This is a genomic window from Streptomyces cinnabarinus (assembly GCF_027270315.1).
Classification (GTDB): Bacteria; Actinomycetota; Actinomycetes; order Streptomycetales; family Streptomycetaceae; genus Streptomyces; species Streptomyces cinnabarinus.
This window is the reverse complement of record NZ_CP114413.1, coordinates 5,431,263-5,450,225: the sequence shown is the minus strand read 5'-3', so window position 1 is coordinate 5,450,225 and position 18,963 is coordinate 5,431,263. Positions and strand designations below refer to the sequence as shown.

The following is an 18,963-nucleotide window of genomic DNA, read 5'->3' as shown; positions in this document are numbered from 1 at the left end:
CCTCCGGTACGGCGGAACAAGCTTTCGCGGAACGAGCGTCGATCCTTGCACGGGGCTCCCGCGGTTGCGCAAGCCCCCTGTTACCGATGGGTACTCATGTCCCTTTTGCTGCCCCAAGTCGGGAGACAACGGGACGTCAGTACGTCGACAAATCACCGGGAAACCAGTCCGCCGAGGCCCTCACACCGTGTCCGGCACCGGTATCGGCCGCTTCTCGATCGCCGCCGCCATCACCTCCGGGAACAGGTCCGGCGTACAGGCGAACGCCGGTGCGCCCAGCGCGGCGAGCGCTGCCGCGTGCTCCCGGTCGTAGGCCGGCGCCCCTTCGTCGGAGAGCGCGAGCAGGGCCACGAACTGCACACCGGACGCCTTCATCGCCGCCACCCGCTTCAGCATCTCGTCGCGGATGCCCCCTTCGTAGAGGTCGCTGACCAGCACGACCACCGTCTCCGCGGGCCGGGTGATCTGCGCTTGGCAGTACGCCAGCGCCCGGTTGATGTCCGTACCGCCGCCGAGTTGCGTGCCGAACAGGACGTCGACCGGGTCGTCGAGCTGGTCGGTGAGGTCGACGACCGCGGTGTCGAAGACCACCAGCCGGGTGTCGATCGACCGCATGGAGGCCAGCACCGCGCCGAACACCGACGCGTACACCACGGACGCCGCCATCGACCCCGACTGGTCGATGCAGAGCACGACCTCCTTCTTCACCGACCGGGAAGCGCGGCCGTAGCCGATGAGCCGCTCGGGCACGATCGTCCGGTACTCCGGGAGATAGTGCTTGAGGTTGGCGGCGATCGTGCGGTTCCAGTCGATGTCGTGGTGGCGCGGCCGGCTGATCCGCGCGCTGCGGTCGAGGGCGCCGGTGAGGGTCGCCCGGGTGCGGGTGGCGAGCCGCTTCTCCAGGTCCTCGACGACCTTGCGCACGACGGCCCGTGCCGTCTCCTTGGTGGTCTCCGGCATCGCCTTGTTGAGGGAGAGCAGGGTGCCGACGAGATGCACGTCGGCCTCCACCGCCTCCAGCATCTCCGGTTCCAGCAGCAGCGTGGAGAGACCGAGCCGGTCGATGGCGTCTCGCTGCATGACCTGGACGACGGAGGAGGGGAAGTAGGTGCGGATGTCGCCGAGCCAGCGCGCCACGGACGGCGCCGACGCCCCGAGCCCCGCCGAACGGTCCTTGCCCGTCCGCGGTTTGTCCCCCTTGCCGTACAGCGCGGCGAGCGCCCCGTCCATCGCGGCGTCCTGCCCCGCCAGTTGGCATCCGGTGCCGTCGGCCGGGTCCCCGCCGAGCACCAGCCGCCAGCGGCGCAGCCGCTCCTGCGCCGGGTCCGTCATTCCTGTCGTCATGCGCGCACCCCTCCGCCGAGGCCCTCCCACAGCGGCATCACCGGAACGGTCGTCGCAGGCCGGTTCTCAACCCGCAGCTCGCCCTGCCCCGCGACCTCCGCCACCCGCTCCCCCGGCTCGCTCAGCCCGTCGGTCTTCATCGCGCCACCCCCACCAGTTCGACGTCGTCCGCTTCCAGCCCCAACAGCAGCCGCACCACCGGCAGTACGGCATCCGCCCGTTCCTGATCCGGCTCGGCCGCGAACCCCGGTACGCCGGACCCCGTGGCCGCCACCCCGCCCCGCTGCCCCGGCCCGCGCCGCACCAGCTCGCCGAGTGTCCTGCGCACCCCCGGCTCGTACGCCGAGAACGTGCGCCGCAGCAGCGGCAGTACGTCCGTGAACGCCTCCGCCGGTACTCCGGTCAGCCAGGTGTCGACCAGGCCGAGCAGACGCTCGTCGTGCACGAGGAGCATTCCGCCGCCCGAGCCGCCGCCGACGAAGCCCTCGATCCAGGCCGCCGCGTCCCCGGGCGGTGTCCCCGGCGACAGCACGAGCCCCATCAGCCGAGCCGCCTCGTCCGGCGCCAGCTCCCCTTCGTCCAGCAGGAGTCGTACGGCCCGTCCGCGGATCACGCCGGGCACGGTGTCGCGCCCGGACAGCACCCTGAGCACCGTCCGCCAGCGGGCCCGCAGGTCGCCGTGGCCCGGTGCGGGGGCGTCGCCGAGCAGGCCCACCGCGCCGTGCACCGCGTCCACATGACGCCGTATCTCCTCCGCCGCGTCCGCGTCGAGGCCCGCGCAGGCCGGGGGCAGACCGACGAAGATCCGCTCGGCGAGGCCCGCGGCGACCTCCGCGAGCGCCCCGGTGCCGGTGCCGCGCACATCGCCGTACCGCAGGGAGCGGACCAGGGCCGGCAGGGCCTGGGCGAGATGGCCGACGTCGGTGTCGAGGGCGGCGCGGTCGGCGAGCACCCGCATCACCGTGGGCAGCGCGTCCGGCAGTTCGGCCAGCAGACACCGCTCGGCGAGCGCGGTGACCTCGGCGAGGGCCGGTGCGGAGACGGCGTCCGCCTCGGACTTGGCGGTCGCGGCGGCGAGTACGGTCGTCCCCCACACCCCGGCCTCGGCGATCCGCACCGACAGCTCGGGCTCCCAGCGCAGCCGCCAGGTCTCCCGGAAGGTGCCCGTGCTCCCCCGTGAGGCGACCGGCTCGCCCCACGGCACGCCCAGCAGCCGCAGCCGGTGCAGCAGCCTGCTGCGCGCGGCGTCGGTCTCCTTGCGCAGGTCCAGCTCCAACTCCCGCTCCAGCGCCTCCGGCTTGAGCCGCAGTCGGCGCTGGATCCGGTCGAGGTCCCGCTGCAACGGCACGGCGGGCGCGTCCGGCGGCACCTCGCCGAGCACATCGCCCACCACGAGCCGGTCCCGGACCAGCGCCAGCGGGACGTCCGAGCCGTCGCACATCACCGCCCGTACCGCGTCGGTCGTCTCACCCAGGCCGGGCAGGGGGCGGCCGCGCATCACCGCGAGCGTCTCGGCGAGCCGGACCGCCTCGATGACATGGGCGGAGGACACGATCCGGTCCTCGGCCCGCAGCAGCCCCGCCACCTTGGTCAGCCAGCGCTCGACCGGGCGGTCCGGGGCGCTGAACAGATGCCCGTACCAGCCCGGCGAGTCGATGCCCGCGCCGTAGCCGCTCGCCCGCGCGAGCCTGCGGTACGTCCAGGGCACCCAGGTCATGTCCGCCTTGACCTTGGGCAGGCCCTTCAGCCGGGCCCGGTCGGCGGCGACGGTGGTCCGCTCGCTCAGCGCGGGCACGTGCCAGGCCCCGCACACGACGGCCACCGCGTCGCCGAACTCCTTCTGCGCTGCCCTGATCCGGAGCCGCATGTACGCCTCCCGCACCAGGTCCCGCTCATGCCCGCCGCTCCCGTACACCTCCCGGAGCGCCGCCATCGCCTCCGCCAGCACGCCGAACGGCGCGAGCGGGTCCTCCGCGCCGACCCCGCGATGCTCGACGACGTCCTCCCACCAGCGCTCGGCGTCGTCGTATCCGGCGGCGTCGGCGAGCACGGCGAGGGGGTCGATCCGGACGTCGTCGGACGGCTCTTCGTCGGCGGGTTCTGCTTCGGCGAGGTCTGGCTCGGCAGGCGCCTCCTCGGAAGGTGCCTCCTCGGCGGGCTCCTCCTTCTCCCACGCCAGCGTGTGCGTGGCCGGGAGGTCGATGAAGCGGGCCGGCACCCCGTTCTCCAGCGCCCAGCGGATCGCCACCCACTCCGGGGAGAACTCGGCGAGCGGCCAGAACGCCGAGCGGCCGGGCTCGTCCACGGCGTGGGCGAGGAGCGCGACCGGCGGGCGCATGTGCTCGTCCGCGGCCAGCGGGATCAGGGCGTCCGCCTCGGGCGGCCCCTCGATCAGCACCGCGCGGGGCCGCGCCGCGTCCAGCGCCGCCCGCACGGCCCGCGCGGACCCGGGCCCGTGATGCCGTACGCCGAGCAGCAGCGGCCCGGTGCGGTCAGCTTCCGTCGTCACGCCGTTCCCCTCGCCTCGCGGACCACGCGCTGTCGTCGCCGTTCGTGCGGTTCCCCCGGTTCGCGGTCACACGCTCACCTCCCGGCAGGCACGGTAGAAGTCGGTCCAGCCGTCACGCTCGCGGACCACCGCCTCCAGGTACTCCTGCCACACCACCCGGTCGGCGGCCGGATCCCGGACGACGGCACCGAGGATGCCCGCGGCGACATCGGCCGGGCGCAGCACGCCGTCCCCGAAGTGGGCGGAGAGGGCAAGGCCGTTGGTGACGACGGAGATCGCCTCGGCGGTCGACAGGGTGCCGCTCGGCGACTTCACCTTGATCCGTCCGTCGGAGGTCACACCGTCACGCAGCTCGCGGAAGACGGTGACCACCCGGCGGATCTCGTCGACGCCGTCGGGCACGGCCGGCAGGTCGAGCGAGCGGCCGATCTGGTCGACGCGCCGGGAGACGATGTCGACCTCGGCCTCGACACTCTCCGGCAACGGCAGGACGACCGTGTTGAAGCGGCGGCGCAGCGCGCTGGAGAGGTCGTTGACCCCGCGGTCGCGGTCGTTGGCGGTGGCGATGAGGTTGAAGCCGCGCACGGCCTGCACCTCCTGGCCCAGCTCCGGGACCGGCAGGGTCTTCTCCGACAGGATCGTGATCAGCGTGTCCTGGACGTCGGCCGGGATCCGGGTCAGCTCCTCGACCCGGGCCGTCATGCCCTCCGCCATGGCCCGCATGACGGGGCTCGGCACCAACGCGTCCCGGCTCGGTCCGTGCGCGAGCAGCTGCGCGTAGTTCCAGCCGTACCGGATCGCCTCCTCCGGGGTGCCGGCGGTGCCCTGCACCAGCAGAGTGGAGTCACCGCTGACGGCCGCGGCCAGATGCTCGGAGACCCAGGTCTTGGCGGTGCCGGGCACGCCGAGCAGGAGCAGGGCCCGGTCGGTGGCGAGGGTGGTGACGGCGACCTCGACGATCCGCCGCGGTCCCACGTACTTCGGGCTGATCACCGTGCCGTCCGGCAGGGTGCCGCCGAGCAGGTAGGTCGCCACCGCCCACGGAGACAGCTTCCAGCGGGCCGGGCGGGGCCGGTCGTCCTGCGCGGCGAGCGCGGACAGTTCGGCCGCGAAGGCGTCCTCGGCGTGCGGTCGCAACGCCTCGGCCGGTGTGTTCTCACCGGTGGTCCCGGTGGTCGGTGCTGCGGTCGCGGTCATGGCGAAGTCCCCCTCCAGCTCGGCCGGTTCGGATCTGTCACCAACCCTGCACCACGCCACTGACAATCGGCCTTGACCTGCGCGAACGCGCTCGCCGGGCCGATTGTCAGTGGGGGGATCTACCTTCGATGGCATGACTCAGCAGGGGGTGCGCTGGAGCGCGGAGCAGGTGCTGGCACTGGCGCCTGACGCCGCGTCACGCAAAGCGGGCAGCAAACTCGGCGCGGCGGGTCCGTGGTCCGAGGCGGGCAGTTCGGACGAGGGGACGGTGTGGGGGCTGTGCAAGGGCAGTGGCAGCAAGCCGTATCAGACGGTGGTCGACCTCGCGGACGGGGCCGGTCCGGCGTACAAGTGCAGTTGTCCGAGCCGGAAGTTCCCGTGCAAGCACGCGCTCGGGCTGCTGTTGCTGTGGTCGGGCGGGGACGGGGCAGTGCCGTCGGGTTCGCCGCCGGACTGGGCGGAGGAGTGGCTGGCGGGGCGGAAGGAGCGGCAGGAGAAGCGGGCGGAGGGCTCGGGTTCCCCGGCCGGTTCGGCTGATCCGGAGGCGGCGCGGCGGCGGGCGGAGCGGCGGGCCGAGAAGGTCACCGCGGGGGCGACGGAGCTGGAGCAGCGCCTGGCGGATCTGCTGCGCGGAGGACTGGCCGGCGCGGAGCAGGCGGGGTACGGGCTGTGGGAGGAGACGGCGGCCCGCATGGTCGACGCCCAGGCGTCGGGACTGGCGGCGCGGGTGCGGGAGCTGGGGGCGATCCCGTCGTCCGGGCCGGGCTGGCCGGTGCGGCTGCTGGAGGAGTGCGCGCTGCTCCATCTCCTCGACCAGGGCTGGCTGCACCGCGAGCGGCTGCCCGGGGATTTGGCGGCGACGGTCCGCTCCCGCCTCGGTCTGCCCACCTCACCCGAGGGCCCGCCGGTCCGCGACCGCTGGCTGGTCCTCGCCCAGTACGACACGGCGGACCCCCGCCTGACCACCCGCCGGATCTGGCTCCACGGCACCGAGTCGGCACGCACCGCGCTGCTCCTCTCCTACGGCGCCGCGGGCCGCGCCCCGGAGCCGGCGCTGCCGGTCGGGCTGGCCCTGGACGCCGAGTTGTCCTCCTATCCGGGCGCAGGACAGGTGCGGGCGGCGCTGGGAGAGCGGTTCGCCGCCCCCGTACCGACGTCGACGCGACCGCCCGGGGTGACGACGGCCGAGGCCACCGCCCGCTACGGCGAGGCCCTGCGGGACGATCCGTGGCTGGACTCTGTGCCGGTGACGCTGGAGGGAGTGATACCGGCTCCGGACGGCGATTCCTGGCAGCTGGCGGACGCCGACGCGGACATGGCCCTGCCGCTCACACCGACGGCCCGGTCCCGCCCCGGCCTGTGGAAGCTGGTCGCCCTCTCGGGCGGCGCACCGGTCAAGGTCTTCGGCGAGTGCGGTCACCGAGGCTTCACCCCGCTCGCGGCCTGGCCGCAGGGGCCGGGGGACGCGGTGCCGCTGTGCTGACACCCACTCCTCGACAACGGCACCCCGAAGAAGGGACGACCCGCATGAACACGACCCCGGCTCCCGAGGCCGCGCCCGCGTGGGAGGAACTCGTCACCGCCGCCCTGCTCGGCACCGACCGCCGTACCCCGCCCGGCACCGGCCCGGCCCGCGAGGCACCGGTCGCCCTGCTGGACGCGGCCGCCGTGGAGACCGTACGGCGTCGGGCGGGGCTGCGTCCGGCCCGTGCCGTGGAGCGGCCCGAACCGGCACCCGAGGACACGCGTCCCGCGCTGCCCGGGGCGGCGGCCCGCAGACTCGGGCTGCTGCTGGCCGACCGCGCGGGAGGCGGGGGCAGCGGGCGCAGGGGTACGGCGCCGGACCTCATGGAGCTGCTGCCCCAGTGGCTGGCGGCGGCCAACGCCCACGGCTACGCGGCGCCCGCGCCCCTGCTGCCCGCCCTGCTGGACGCGGCCCGGGGACGCACGGATCTGCGGCCCGCGGCGCTGCGGTTCGCGGGCCCGCGCGCGGTGTGGCTGGCCCGGCTCAACCAGGACTGGCGGTTCGCCCTGCGCGCGACCCCCGGCGCGGGCGCCGCCCTGCCGCGGCCGGAGGACCGGGAGCGGGTCCGACGCCTGTGGCAGGAGGGCCTGTTCGCCGAGCGGGTCGCGCTGCTCGCCGCGATCCGCGCGCGTGAGCCCGCCGCCGCACGGGAGCTGCTCGCGGCGACCTGGGCGACGGAGCGGGCCGAGGACCGGCTGATGTTCCTCGACTCGCTGCGCACCGGGCTCGGCGCGCCGGACGAGCCGTTCCTGGAACAGGCGCTGGCCGACCGGAGCCGCAATGTGCGGGCGACGGCGGCGGAACTGCTGTCCGCGCTGCCGGAATCGGCGCTGGCCGGGCGGATGGCGGCGCGGGCGAGCGCGTGCGTGGCCGTCGACCGCACCGCGGACACCCCGACGATCACGGTTGAAGCGCCGCACGAGTGCGATCCGAGCATGGAGCGCGACGGTGTGGTGCCCAAGGCTCCGGCGGGCCGCGGGGAAAGGTCGTGGTGGCTGGGACAGTTGGTGGAGGCGGCACCCCTCGGCGCGTGGCCGGGGCGGCTCGGCGGTCGTACGCCCGCCGAGATCGTGGCACTTCCGGTCGCGGACGACTGGCAGGCCGAGCTGCACGCAGCGTGGTGCCGGGCGGCCGTACGACAGCGGGACGCCGCGTGGGCGCGGGCGCTGCTCGGGTCGCCGTCGGCGCCGGAGGCGGGTGGTCCGGGGGCGGTGTCGCTGGCCGAGCGGGCGAAGCTGCTGGGCACGCTGGAGGCGGGCGAACGGGCCGAGTGGGTGGCCGGGTTCATCGCGGCGCACGGACTGTCCGAGGCGTTCCAGCTGCTGGGGGTGTGTGCCGTGCCATGGGCCGCGCCGCTCGGGCGGGCGGTCGTCGACGCGCTCAACATCGCGCGGGACGCGGGGAGTTATCCATGGAGTTTCAGCGGAGTGATGGGACTGGCCGAGCGCTGCCTCGACCCGGCGGAGGCGAGCCGCCTCGACGGCCTGCTGGCGGTGCCGGACGAACCGGAGGACGCGTCGCCGGGGGCCGGGGGGTACTGGGCGGAGGCGTTCCAGCGGCTGGTGACGACGCTGCGGTTGCGCGCGGCGATGCTGGAGGAGTTGCGCCCGGCCCAGGCCAATGGCTGACCTGGGCTACGGCTGACGACTGCCCGCGGCTGAGCGGATGCGGGCCGCTGGGCGGATACGGGCTGCCGGGCGGATACGGACTACGCCTCCGCCGTCTGCCTCACGTTCGCCCGCACCCAGTCCACGATCGACTGCGTCGTGGCTCCAGGCGTGAAGATCTCCGCGACGCCCTTCTCCTTCAGCGGGGCGATGTCCGCCTCGGGGATGATCCCGCCGCCGAAGACCAGGATGTCCGCCGCGTCCCGCTCCTTGAGCAGCGCGATCACCGCGGCGAACAGCGTGTTGTGCGCGCCGGAGAGGATGGACAGACCGATCGCGTCGGCGTCCTCCTGGATCGCCGTGTCGACGATCTGCTCGGGCGTCTGGTGCAGCCCGGTGTAGATGACCTCCATACCGGCGTCGCGCAGCGCCCGCGCGATCACCTTCGCACCCCGATCGTGGCCGTCGAGCCCCGGCTTGGCCACCACCACGCGGATCGGACCGGCTGCCACACCCATCACTGCCTCCATGAAGCGACTACATCCATCCGTACGGACAAGTACCGCACACACCGCTCGAGCCGTGCACGCCGAACCCGCCGTGGCACGGAAGCCCCGTGCCATACCGCCCGGGGAAGTGAACGAACGTTATCGCCAGCATCCCGCAACCGGCAGTTTCACGGTGGAGACCGAGGGGGAAATCACACGGTGGGACACGTTCGCCGCGCATCACAACACGCGCAACGGGAGCCGCAACGAGGTCGCCGCACCACCGCGCCGCAGGCCGCGCGGCGTGGTGGTGCGGCGCGTCGACGAGGGCACGAAGAGCACGCAGGGCAGGTACGGCACGACAGCGGGGAGCCTCGTCGCCACACCGGCAGGGAGCCTCGTCACATCACCGGCGTCATCGACGCCACACGCCGCGCTCACCCCGCACCGCCCACTCGCGCACCGTCGGCCGGCCTCGGCGCGGCTTCCCATGAGGGCACACGGGGGACGGAGGCGTCCTCGGGTGTGCCGACAGGAGGTCGGCCATGAGCGTCACCAAGGCAGTGCTGCCCCTTCTCCCCCTCTGCCAGCGGCTCCTGCCGAGCCGGCTGGCGGGACTGTCCATGGCGCTCCTGAAGGCCACCGCACTCGAGATCGCGATCCTCGCCGGACACCTCCTCCTCTATCCCTCCGGAATCACCCAGGAACGCAGGGCGGCGCTACCGCCACAGGGCTCGCCGGACACGCCCCACCTGCCCACGGAGACCCATCCCCCGGTCGTGCTGCTGCACGGCTTCATCGACAACCGCTCGGTCTTCGTACTGCTGCGCCGCAGCCTCGCCCAGCACGGCAGGCACCGGATCGAGTCGCTCAACTACTCTCCGCTGACCTGTGACATCCGTACTGCGGCCGAGCTGCTCGGCCGGCACATCGAGGAGATCTGCGAGCGCACCGGAAGCCGGCGGGTCGATGTCGTGGGGCACAGCCTCGGCGGCCTGATCGCCCGCTACTACGTCCAGCGGCTCGGCGGAGACCTGCGGGTGCGGACGCTGGTCACGCTCGGCACCCCGCACTCCGGCACCAAGGTGGTGCCGCTGGCCAACGCCCACCCCATCGTGCGGCAGATGCGCCCCGGTTCGGCGGTGCTGGAGGAGCTGGCCCGGCCCGCGCCGGGCTGCCGTACGCAGTTCGTCAGTTTCTGGAGCGACCTCGACCACATCATGGACCCGCTGGAGACCGCCTGTATCGACCACCCCGATCTGCTCGCGCAGAACGTGCGGGTGAGCGGGGTCGGTCATCTCGCGCTGCCCGTGCACCCGGCTGTGGCGGCGGGGATACGCCAGGCCCTCGACAGCGAACCGACGGGAGTCGCGGAGGCCGCGGAAGCCGCTCCGGCGGGCGGTCTGACCGTGGCGTGACCCCGACCAGACTCGAACACTCTTCGAACACAAGGCCAAACTCCCGCCCACAGTCCCCCGAAACACGGCCGAATGCCCGTTTCCCGGGAGCGGGAAACCTGCCGAAGATTGTCGTGCCCGCGTACCGCCGGGTACAGTCGCCGCACTGCTCTGGCAGCCCCTGTTGTCGAGGCGAAAGAGAAGTTGGTGAACGACCGTCACCCGTCGGGGACCATGACCACCCCGGCTCCGGCTTCCGATGCCGCCTCCGCGCACTACGCGTCGTACGGCACGCAGGAAGCCCAGTACGGCGACTTCACCACGTATGCCGCTTACGACGCCACCGGTTTTCAGCAGACCACGCAGACCACCGGGACCTTCGACGCCGACCCGCTGTTCGGCACGCTGCCGGGCGACGGCGGCACCGGCGCGTACGACGCGAGCCAGTGGACCAACGGCGGCCAGCAGACACTGAACTACGACGCGTACGCGGCCCAGCACCACGCCGCCTACGACACCGGCGCCTACGAGACGACGGCCTGGGCGGCCGAGTACCAGCCGTTGTCCTGTGTACCGCCGCAGTCCACCGGCCCCGAGGCGAGCGGTCATTGGGACGCCAGCGCCTGGAACCAGCCCGAGCAGTCCGGTGTCACCGCCGACCAGACCCAGCACTGGGAATGGGGCACGCAGACCTTCGACACCGGCGCCTACGACGCCACGCAGTGGAACTCCGACGGCGCCACGGCCGGGGCGGACGACTACGAGCACCGGGCCGAATCGTTCGACCAGCAGGCCACGGCGACGTTCGAGCAGGCCACGGCGGAGGACCCGGCGTACGGCGCCGCGTCGTACGAGAAAGCGTCCTACGACGCGGCGCCGTACGAGGAAACCACCTCCGGTGAGGGCGAGTTGACCGCCACCGGTGAGCTGCCCGCCGTCACTCCCCTGCTCGACGACCAGGAGGAGACCGGCCCCGTCCCGGGCTCCCGGACCGCCGCCCGCGCGGCCCGCTCCCGCCGCCGTCCCCCCGCCAAGCGCTCCGCGCTGCTGACCGTCGCCGTGCCGTCGGCCTGTGTGATGGGCGTGGCCGGGATCGCCGCCGCCTCCGTCGGCACCCTGACGACGGACGAGAAGGACACGGTGACGACCGCCTCGGACGCGCAGGCCGTCAAGCCGTCGGCCGCCAACAACAAGCTCGACACCCAGCTGGAGAGCCTCTCCGCGGGCGCCGACGACTTCGCCGACCGGGCCAGCCGGACGCAGGAGCGCATCGACCTCAAGGCCGAGCAGGAGGCCGAGCGGAAGAAGGCGGCGGAGGAGGCGGCCCGCAAGGAGCGGCTGCGCCCCAAGTTCGCCCTGCCGGTCGCCCAGCAGGGGCTCAGCGCCTACTACGGCCAGGCCGGCATCAACTGGATGTCGGTGCACAGCGGCATCGACTTCCCGGTGTCCTACGGCACCACGGTGATGGCCGCGACCGACGGCACCGTGCGCACCCAGTGGAACAGCGCCTACGGCAACATGATGATCGTGACCGCGATGGACGGCACGGAGACGTGGTACTGCCACCTCTCCACCTACCAGGTCGCCTCCGGTACGACGGTGAAGGCCGGCGACCCGATCGCGTACTCCGGCAACTCCGGCAACTCCACCGGTCCGCACCTGCACTTCGAGGTCCGTCCGGGCGGCGGCTCGGCCATCGACCCGCTCGCCTGGCTGCGCAGCCACGGCCTCGACCCGTCGTAGCCTCGGCTGTCGCAACTTCCCTGCGAGCCCCCGCTGTTCGACAGCGGGGGCTTTCTCGTGGCTAGAGCTTCTCCACCGGCGCGTAGCGCAGCAGCAGCCGCTTCGGCTTGGTGTCGCCGAAATCGATCGTCGCCTCGGTGTTGGCGCCAGTGCCCTTGACCGCCATCACGGTGCCGAGCCCGAACTGGTCGTGCGTCACCCGGTCGCCCACGGCCAGCGCGACGACCGGCTGCTCGGCGGTGCGGCGGGTGGCGAAGCCGGAGGCGCCGGACGCCGCCGAGCGGGAGCGGGACGAGGACAGCGAGGCCGCCACGCCTGACGCGGGCCCGGAGGACACCGGCGAGGTGGCACCCGTGCGCTTCCAGTCCACGTGCTGCGCCGGGATCTCCTCCAGGAAGCGGGAGGGCGGGTTGTACGACGGCTGCCCCCACGCGCTGCGCAGCGACGAGCGCGTCAGATACAGCCGTTCCCGCGCGCGGGTGATGCCGACGTAGGCGAGGCGGCGCTCCTCCTCCAGTTCCTTGGCCTGGCCGAGGGCGCGCATGTGCGGGAAGACGCCGTCCTCCATGCCGGTGAGGAAGACGATCGGGAACTCCAGGCCCTTGGCGGTGTGCAGGGTCATCAGGGTGATGACTCCGGAGCCGTCCTCGTCCTCGTCGGGGATCTGGTCGGAGTCGGCGACGAGCGCGACCCGCTCCAGGAAGTCGGCGAGCCCGCCCGGGGTTTCCTCCGACTCCTGCTCGAACTCCAGGGCCACGGCGGCGAGTTCCTGGAGGTTCTCGATCCGGGTCTCGTCCTGCGGGTCGGTGGATGCCTGCAACTCGGCCAGATAGCCGGTGCGTTCGAGGACGGCTTCGAGGACGGTCGCGGGTCCGGCGCCGGACTCCACGATCGTCCGCAGCTCCTCCATCAGCGTGTTGAACCGCTTGACGGCGTTCGTGGAGCGCGCGGCCATGCCGTACGCCTCGTCCACCCGCTTGAGGGCCTGCGGGAAGCTGATCCTCTCCCGCTGGGAGAGCGCGTCGATCATCGCCTCGGCGCGCTCGCCGATGCCGCGCTTGGGGACGTTCAGGATCCGCCGCAGCGGGACCGAGTCCTCGGGGTTGGCCAGCACCCGCAGGTAGGCCAGGACGTCCCGGACCTCCTTGCGCTCGTAGAAGCGGACGCCGCCGACGACCTTGTAGGGCAGGCCGACGCGGATGAAGATCTCCTCGAAGACGCGGGACTGGGCGTTGGTGCGGTAGAAGACGGCGACGTCGCCGGCCTTCGCGTCGCCCGCGTCCGTGAGGCGGTCTATCTCGTCGGCGACGAACTGGGCCTCGTCGTGCTCGGTGTCGGCGACATAGCCGGTGATGCGCGCGCCCGCGCCCGCGTTGGTCCACAGGTTCTTGGGGCGGCGGGACTCATTGCGCTCGATGACCGCGTTGGCGGCGGTCAGGATGGTCTGCGTGGAGCGGTAGTTCTGCTCCAGCAGGATCGTCGTCGCGTCCGGGTAGTCCTCCTCGAACTGGAGGATGTTGCGGATCGTCGCGCCGCGGAAGGCGTAGATCGACTGGTCGGCGTCGCCCACGACGCACAGTTCGGCGGGCGGGAGCTCCGCCTCGGGCGGTACGTCGACGGGGTGCTCGGAGGTGCCCACCAGCTCGCGCACGAGGGCGTACTGGGCGTGGTTGGTGTCCTGGTACTCGTCGACGAGGACATGGCGGAAGCGGCGGCGGTAGTGCTCGGCGACGTCCGGGAAGGCGCGCAGCAGATTGACCGTCGTCATGATCAGGTCGTCGAAGTCGAGGGCGTTGGCCTCGCGCAGCCGCGACTGGTAGAGCGCGTACGCCTGGGCGAGGGTCTTCTCGAAGCCGTCGCCGGCCTGGGCGGCGAAGTCCTCCTCGTCGATCAGCTCGTTCTTGAGGTTGCTGATCTTGGCGCTGAAGGACTTGGGCGGGAACCGCTTGGGGTCGAGGTCGAGGTCCCGGCAGACCAGGGCCATCAGACGCTTGGAGTCGGCGGCGTCGTAGATCGAGAACGACGAGGTGAACCCGAGCTTCTTGCTCTCGCGGCGCAGGATGCGGACGCAGGCGCTGTGGAAGGTCATCACCCACATCGCGTTCGCGCGCGGGCCGACGAGCTGCTCGACGCGCTCCTTCATCTCGCCCGCGGCTTTGTTGGTGAAGGTGATCGCGAGGATCTGGCCGGGGTGCACGTTCCGCTCGGCGAGGAGATAGGCGATGCGGTGCGTGAGCACACGGGTCTTGCCGGAACCGGCGCCGGCCACGATGAGCAGCGGGGTGCCGGAGTGGACGACGGCCGCGCGCTGGTTCTCGTTGAGCCCCTCGATGAGCGCGGCGGCATCCAGCGCCGGGCGTGGGGCGCCGTCGCGGTAGTAGTCGTCCCGGTCCGGCGGCACGTCGAACTTCCCACCGAACAGATCGTCCGGAACCGACTCCGGAGCGTGCTCGTCCTCGGGCGGCGGCGGAGGCTCCTCCTCACGCCCACGAGGGGCCTGAAGATCCGCCAGGAAGCTGTCATCAAAGAGGCTGCTCATCGCTCTCCGAGTCTAGGGCTCCCCACTGACACCCCGCCGCCGCCCTCGGAACATCGGACGGTTTTCAGAAGCCGAGGATCTTCCAGACCTGGCCGCCCGGGGTCTTCCTGCCGTCCAGGACGGTGCCGTCGCGGTCGGCGATCGACCAGGCGGAGACGTAGACCTTGCCGTCGTGCGGGTCCACGGCCACGCCCGCCGGGAAGGGGACCTTGACGTCAGTGCGCCCGGTGCCCGAGAGCTTCGTCACCACGCCCGCGAAGAGCTGGCTGACGTACAGGTCTCCGCTGCCGTTGACGGCGATGCCGCTGATCGGCCCGAAGCCGGACTTGAAGCCGAGGATCTTGCCGGTCCAGGCATCGACGCGCCACACCCGCGCGGTGGGCTTCTCGGTGAGGCCGTTCAGCTCACCGACGTAGAGCGTGCCGTCGGGTCCGAGCGCCAGGGACGTGGGGACGGACTCCCGGCCGTTGTGGTCCGGGAAGACGGTGAAGGGGCGGGCCTTGCCGGACCGGGAGATCTCCACCAGGTCGTTGCCCGCCGCGTCCGCGACGATCTTCCGGCCGTCCGGCAGGGCGAGGACGGCGTACGGGTTGGACTCCACGTTCGCCTTGTGCGGGTTGTGCTTCAGCTCCACGGCGGACACGTCGGCGGCGATCCGCGCCGTGCCGTGGTCGATGCGCAGCAGCTTGCCGAGGGTGTTCCAGGGCCGGTGCGTGGGCACCCCGGCCTCCGGCGGGACGAAGGTCTCCACGCCCCACACCTCCCCGTATCGGGCGGACACACCGGCGACGCCGGTGGCGAAGCCGCCGTCCGGGGCGGCGCCCGAGGGCAGCCCCTTCACCACCCGGCGGTGCTTCCACGCGCCCCCGTCCCAGTAGATCTTGGTGACGGCGGAGGTGAGTCCGACGCAGGTCTCCCCCTCCGGCCCCTCCCCGATGCACTTCTTGCCGCCCCGGCCGGCTTCGGCGACGTACAGCCGCCCCTCGTCGTACGAGAGCTGGCGTGGATTGTCGAGCCCGCTCGCGATCACCCGGACGACCGGCCGGCCGTCCCCTCCCCCGCTCGCCCCGGCGGGCGCCACGCCCACGGTGGCGGCGAGCGCGACGCCCGTGGCAACGACGAGTGATGTGCGCTTCCTCATGGCCGTACCCCCTACTCCCCCACCGCGGCTCACACGACCGCGGCTGGCTGGAAGCTAGCGCCGGGAAGCGGGCGGACGATGTCACTCCGGAGAAAATACGCACAACTCGGCATAGATCCATCCGGATTGACCACACCCCGCGACGTTCTGACCCAAGGTCACGAAAATGTATCGGGCATATCACCCATCAACCTTCACAGGGGCCACACGAGTTGGCTACCGTGCCGGGCAGGCCGTACGACCCCCACCGGCGAACGACGCCGGGCCGCGCGGCCTCCGCCGAGTCCGCTGCCCGCCGACGGCAGCCGGAGCCGGGGACCCAACGGACCTTGGGGTGAATCGGCCCGACTCCCTTACCGGAGAGGGCCGTAGGGCAAACCTTCCGAACCACCCGCCCGAACCCGACAGCTAACTCGGTAGGCGGTACATGGAAGGAGTCGCCTCCCTTGGCGTCGCACCGCAAGTCGCGTCCCGCAGGGCCGCGCGTCGCAGGCATACGGACCCCCGCCCTCGCCACGGCCGCGCTCACCTCCGTGGCCCTGCTGTCCCAGACGGCCAACGCCGCTCCGGCCACGGACGACAAGCCGAGCCTCGAAGAGGTCGAGAAGAAGGTCGATGACCTCTACCGCCAGGCGGAGACGGCGACCGAGAAGTACAACGCGGCCAAGGAGAAGACGACCAAGCAGCGCAAGCAGGTCGACACCCTGCTGGACGACGTCGCCAAGCGCACCCAGAAGCTGAACGACGCGCGGGAGGAGCTGGGCTCCTTCGCGGCCGCGCAGTACCGCACCGGCGCCGCGGCCCCCGACACCGCGACGTTCCTGCTGGCCGACTCGCCGCAGGACTACTTCGACCAGACCCAGCTGATGAACCGGATGACCGGTCGCCAGAAGGAAGCGGTCGACGACTACGTCACGCAGCAGTCGGCGACGATGAAGAAGCGCGAGGAGGCCACCGAGAGCCTCCAGACGCTGAACGAGTCGCAGGGCGAGCTGAAGACCGCCAAGGCGACCGTCCAGAAGAAGCTCGCCGACGCGCGGGACCTGCTCTCCGACCTGACCGCGGAGGAGAAGGCGCGGCTCGCCGAGATCGAGCGCAAGCGCCAGGAGGAGGCCGCGCAGAAGGCGGCCGAGCTGGCGGAGAAGCAGGCGGCGGAGGAACAGCGCCGCAAGGAGGCCGCGGAGGCGGCAGCGGCGGCCGAGGCCGAGCAGCAGGAGAGCGGCTCCTCCTCCAGCGACTCGTCGTCCTCCGGCTCGTCCTCCACCGGGTCCACCGAGACCGAGGCCCCGGCGGACTCCACCTACGCCGCGAAGGCCGAGAAGGTGCTCGCCTTCGCCCGCGCGCAGATCGGCAAGCCGTACGTCTGGGGCGCGACCGGCCCGGACTCCTACGACTGCTCCGGCCTCACCCAGGACGCCTGGGCGGCCGCCGGCATCTCCCTCCCGCGCACCACCTACGACCAGGTCAACGCGGGCACCACGGTCTCCCTCGCCAACGCCAAGCCCGGCGACCTCGTCTTCTTCTACGAGAACCTCGGCCACGTGGGCATCTACATCGGCAACGGCATGATGATCCACGCCCCGAAGCCCGGCGCCTACGTCCGCGAGGAGTCGATCTACTACGACGGCGAGGGCTCGATCCACAGCGTCGTACGCCCCGCCTGATCCGACCCGGCACGCGCGCGTGGGCGTGATCGACGCCTACGCACGCGTGCCGCTGCCGCTGGGCGAGCGACGGCGACGGATCCGTGGACGCCCCGCGCGTAAACCCGTCCGCCCTGCCACCCTGCCGCCCGCGCGTATTTCGTGGCCCCCGCGCGCGTGGCCCGTCGGGAACCGGCCTCCCGCTCCTTAGCATCGGCGCATGCCCGGCACCTCTGCCCCTCGCTCACTTCGCGCCTGGTGGGCGCTGCGTCCTCCGGCGGCCGGTGCCGCGGTGATGGCGACCGGCATCATCTCGGTCGGCCTGCACCTGACCGGCTACGAGGTCCTCTCCCGGATCACCCTGGCCGTGGCCTGCGTCGCCTGGCTGGGCCTCGCCACGGACTTCGTCCTCAGGCTGCTGCGGCAGCCCGCGCGCTGGCGGCAGGAGGCGGGCACCCCCGCCGCGCTCACCGCCGTCGCGGCGACGACCGTGCTCGGCACCCGTTTCTCCGCGCTCGGCTGGCAGGCCCTGGCCGCTGCCCTGCTGGCGCTCGCCGCGGTGCTGTGGCCGGGCCTGCTCTACGTCGTCGTGAGCAACTGGCGCCGCCGTATGCCCGGCGCGGTGTTCCTCAGCTGCGTGGCCACGCAGGGCCTCGCCGTCCTCGGCGCCACCCTCGCCGCGGCCGAGTCCACGGCCTGGCTCGCGCACGCCGCGCTCGTGCTGTTCTGGCTGGGACTCGTCCTCTACGGCCTCGCCCTGCTCCATTTCGATCCGCGCCAGGTGCTGGAGGGCGCCGGGGACCACTGGGTCGCGGGCGGCGCGATGGCCATCTCGGCGCTCGCCGGGTCCAAGCTGATCGCCGCGGACAGCCCCGGGCTGTATCTGTGGAACGACGACGCCGACGATGTCCTGCACACGGTCACCGTCACCCTGCTGGTGCTCGACCTCGCCTGGTACGCCGTGCTCGCCGTGGCCGAGGCGGTCCGGCCACGGCCCCGCTACGACGTACGCCGCTGGGCGACCGTGTTCCCGCTGGGCATGACCGCGACGGCGACCCTGTCCGTCGCCGCCGCCATCGAGGTGTCCTGGCTGGAGACCCCCGGCGAGATCCTGCTGTGGATCGCGGTCGCGGCCTGGCTGGCCGTCGCCGTGGGGGCGGTCCAGGAGGAGCGGGCCTACGTCTCCGCCGCGGCCGAGGAGGCCGAACTCACGTCCACAGCACGGCGATGAAGACGTTCGCCGTGGTGAGCAGCCCGACCAGCCCGAACAGGCCCTTGTCGACCTTCTCCTCGTCCCGCTTCACATAGACCAGACCGAGGATCACGATCAGCAGCGCCAGCTTCACGCCGATCTTGATGTTGTTCACGGTCTGATCGTCGGCCTGGTTGAGCCCGACCAGGATCACGCCGGTCACCAGCATCGTCAGCGCACCGTGCAGCATCGCCGGCACGAACCGGGCGGTGCCCTGGCCCATCGCCTTCATCTGGGTGAGGAAGCCGCCCAGGAGCGAGGCGATGCCGATGATGTGCAGGCCGACGAAGAGATGGATGAGTACGTCCATGAGGCCGGAGCCTAATCAGGGGCCTCTGAGGCGTCCGACACCGGCCCGCCTCCCCACGCCCTCGCCGCGCCCTCCCCGCTCGATGGATCCTGCATATATGCGCTCCATAGCACCCCGCCGCCCCCACCCGCCCCGCAATCCAGGACTTCGGTCATCGCGCAGCGTGAAGGCGACCGCTCCGTTCGCGGATCACGGTCACATACGGTCACCCGGCGATCCCCTCATGGCAGTTCCGTACAACGCGTTACCAAGCCGACACACACAGGCT

The 18,963-nt window shown here is 72.3% G+C and carries 15 protein-coding genes and 1 riboswitch; of the genes, 6 read left to right on the top strand and 9 right to left on the bottom strand.

The window, feature by feature from the left end; all coding sequences use genetic code 11:
- Positions 1–180: 180 nt before the first annotated feature.
- From STRCI_RS24790 to STRCI_RS24775, 4 genes are all read right to left on the bottom strand, one after another.
- Positions 181–1,344, bottom strand: a complete 1,164-nt coding sequence (locus STRCI_RS24790; RefSeq protein WP_269661156.1) for a VWA domain-containing protein — start codon at positions 1,342–1,344, stop codon at positions 181–183.
- On the bottom strand, positions 1,341–1,484 hold the full coding sequence (locus STRCI_RS24785; RefSeq protein WP_269661155.1) for a hypothetical protein: 144 nt from the start codon (positions 1,482–1,484) through the stop codon (positions 1,341–1,343). Before STRCI_RS24785 ends, STRCI_RS24790 begins: the two co-directional genes overlap by 4 nt.
- Positions 1,481–3,853: a DUF5682 family protein gene (locus STRCI_RS24780; RefSeq protein ID WP_269661154.1), complete on the bottom strand. Its 2,373-nt coding sequence runs from the start codon at positions 3,851–3,853 to the stop codon at positions 1,481–1,483. The genes STRCI_RS24785 and STRCI_RS24780 overlap by 4 nt, the downstream gene beginning before the upstream one ends.
- 66 nt (positions 3,854–3,919) lie before the next feature.
- The gene (locus tag STRCI_RS24775; RefSeq protein ID WP_269661153.1) at positions 3,920–5,050 is read right to left on the bottom strand and encodes an ATP-binding protein; all 1,131 of its coding nucleotides are present in this window, start codon (positions 5,048–5,050) and stop codon (positions 3,920–3,922) included.
- A gap of 133 nt (positions 5,051–5,183) precedes the next feature.
- Between STRCI_RS24775 and STRCI_RS24770 the strand changes: the two genes are divergently transcribed.
- Both STRCI_RS24770 and STRCI_RS24765 read left to right on the top strand, forming a co-directional pair.
- A complete protein-coding gene (locus STRCI_RS24770; RefSeq protein WP_269661152.1) occupies positions 5,184–6,533 on the top strand; it encodes an SWIM zinc finger family protein in 1,350 nt (449 codons plus the stop codon).
- Positions 6,534–6,577: 44 nt separating this feature from the next.
- Complete coding sequence (locus STRCI_RS24765; RefSeq protein WP_269661151.1) at positions 6,578–8,203, top strand: DUF5691 domain-containing protein; 1,626 nt, start codon at positions 6,578–6,580, stop codon at positions 8,201–8,203.
- A gap of 80 nt (positions 8,204–8,283) precedes the next feature.
- On the opposite strand, the gene STRCI_RS24760 is transcribed toward STRCI_RS24765, so the two are convergent.
- Together STRCI_RS24760 and STRCI_RS24755 are read right to left on the bottom strand one after the other, a co-directional pair.
- A complete protein-coding gene (locus tag STRCI_RS24760) occupies positions 8,284–8,700 on the bottom strand; it encodes a coenzyme B12-dependent isobutyryl CoA mutase small subunit (protein WP_015658371.1) in 417 nt (138 codons plus the stop codon).
- Positions 8,701–8,910: 210 nt separating this feature from the next.
- Positions 8,911–9,054 (bottom strand): hypothetical protein, encoded by a 144-nt coding sequence (locus STRCI_RS24755; protein WP_269661150.1) that lies wholly within the window; start codon positions 9,052–9,054, stop codon positions 8,911–8,913.
- A 161-nt stretch (positions 9,055–9,215) separates the two neighbouring features.
- On the opposite strand from STRCI_RS24755, the gene STRCI_RS24750 reads away from it, so the two are divergent.
- Both STRCI_RS24750 and STRCI_RS24745 read left to right on the top strand, forming a co-directional pair.
- Positions 9,216–10,088, top strand: a complete 873-nt coding sequence (locus tag STRCI_RS24750; RefSeq protein WP_269661149.1) for an esterase/lipase family protein — start codon at positions 9,216–9,218, stop codon at positions 10,086–10,088.
- Positions 10,089–10,301: 213 nt separating this feature from the next.
- Positions 10,302–11,810 carry a M23 family metallopeptidase gene (locus STRCI_RS24745; RefSeq protein ID WP_269664631.1) on the top strand — a complete coding sequence of 503 codons (1,509 nt, stop codon included), beginning with the start codon at positions 10,302–10,304 and terminating at the stop codon, positions 11,808–11,810.
- Positions 11,811–11,871: 61 nt separating this feature from the next.
- Here STRCI_RS24745 and pcrA read toward each other — a convergent pair whose 3' ends face one another.
- Together pcrA and STRCI_RS24735 are read right to left on the bottom strand one after the other, a co-directional pair.
- The gene (gene pcrA, locus STRCI_RS24740; RefSeq protein WP_269661148.1) at positions 11,872–14,349 is read right to left on the bottom strand and encodes a DNA helicase PcrA; all 2,478 of its coding nucleotides are present in this window, start codon (positions 14,347–14,349) and stop codon (positions 11,872–11,874) included.
- Between the two features lie 64 nt (positions 14,350–14,413).
- The gene (locus STRCI_RS24735; RefSeq protein WP_269661147.1) at positions 14,414–15,490 is read right to left on the bottom strand and encodes a ScyD/ScyE family protein; all 1,077 of its coding nucleotides are present in this window, start codon (positions 15,488–15,490) and stop codon (positions 14,414–14,416) included.
- A gap of 283 nt (positions 15,491–15,773) precedes the next feature.
- A riboswitch (cyclic di-AMP (ydaO/yuaA leader) is annotated at positions 15,774–15,928 on the top strand.
- Between the two features lie 8 nt (positions 15,929–15,936).
- Between STRCI_RS24735 and STRCI_RS24730 the strand changes: the two genes are divergently transcribed.
- Positions 15,937–17,154, top strand: a complete 1,218-nt coding sequence (locus STRCI_RS24730; RefSeq protein ID WP_269661146.1) for a C40 family peptidase — start codon at positions 15,937–15,939, stop codon at positions 17,152–17,154.
- A gap of 199 nt (positions 17,155–17,353) precedes the next feature.
- The gene (locus STRCI_RS24725; protein ID WP_269661145.1) at positions 17,354–18,364 is read left to right on the top strand and encodes a tellurite resistance/C4-dicarboxylate transporter family protein; all 1,011 of its coding nucleotides are present in this window, start codon (positions 17,354–17,356) and stop codon (positions 18,362–18,364) included.
- Here STRCI_RS24725 and STRCI_RS24720 read toward each other — a convergent pair.
- Positions 18,342–18,695, bottom strand: a complete 354-nt coding sequence (locus STRCI_RS24720) for a hypothetical protein (protein WP_269661144.1) — start codon at positions 18,693–18,695, stop codon at positions 18,342–18,344. The genes STRCI_RS24725 and STRCI_RS24720 overlap by 23 nt on opposite strands.
- Positions 18,696–18,963: the final 268 nt, after the last annotated feature.

What these genes read in the sequence shown, in the direction of transcription:
- STRCI_RS24790 (WP_269661156.1), bottom strand. Translation starts at nt 1,344, where the DNA reads ATGACGACAGGAATGACGGACCCGGCGCAGGAGCGGCTGCGCCGCTGG.
- STRCI_RS24785 (WP_269661155.1), bottom strand. Translation starts at nt 1,484, where the DNA reads ATGAAGACCGACGGGCTGAGCGAGCCGGGGGAGCGGGTGGCGGAGGTC.
- STRCI_RS24775 (WP_269661153.1), bottom strand. Translation starts at nt 5,050, where the DNA reads ATGACCGCGACCGCAGCACCGACCACCGGGACCACCGGTGAGAACACA.
- STRCI_RS24770 (WP_269661152.1), top strand. Translation starts at nt 5,184, where the DNA reads ATGACTCAGCAGGGGGTGCGCTGGAGCGCGGAGCAGGTGCTGGCACTG.
- STRCI_RS24765 (WP_269661151.1), top strand. Translation starts at nt 6,578, where the DNA reads ATGAACACGACCCCGGCTCCCGAGGCCGCGCCCGCGTGGGAGGAACTC.
- STRCI_RS24760 (WP_015658371.1), bottom strand. Translation starts at nt 8,700, where the DNA reads ATGGGTGTGGCAGCCGGTCCGATCCGCGTGGTGGTGGCCAAGCCGGGG.
- STRCI_RS24750 (WP_269661149.1), top strand. Translation starts at nt 9,216, where the DNA reads ATGAGCGTCACCAAGGCAGTGCTGCCCCTTCTCCCCCTCTGCCAGCGG.
- STRCI_RS24745 (WP_269664631.1), top strand. Translation starts at nt 10,302, where the DNA reads ATGACCACCCCGGCTCCGGCTTCCGATGCCGCCTCCGCGCACTACGCG.
- pcrA (WP_269661148.1), bottom strand. Translation starts at nt 14,349, where the DNA reads ATGAGCAGCCTCTTTGATGACAGCTTCCTGGCGGATCTTCAGGCCCCT.
- STRCI_RS24735 (WP_269661147.1), bottom strand. Translation starts at nt 15,490, where the DNA reads ATGAGGAAGCGCACATCACTCGTCGTTGCCACGGGCGTCGCGCTCGCC.
- STRCI_RS24725 (WP_269661145.1), top strand. Translation starts at nt 17,354, where the DNA reads ATGCCCGGCACCTCTGCCCCTCGCTCACTTCGCGCCTGGTGGGCGCTG.
- STRCI_RS24720 (WP_269661144.1), bottom strand. Translation starts at nt 18,695, where the DNA reads ATGGACGTACTCATCCATCTCTTCGTCGGCCTGCACATCATCGGCATC.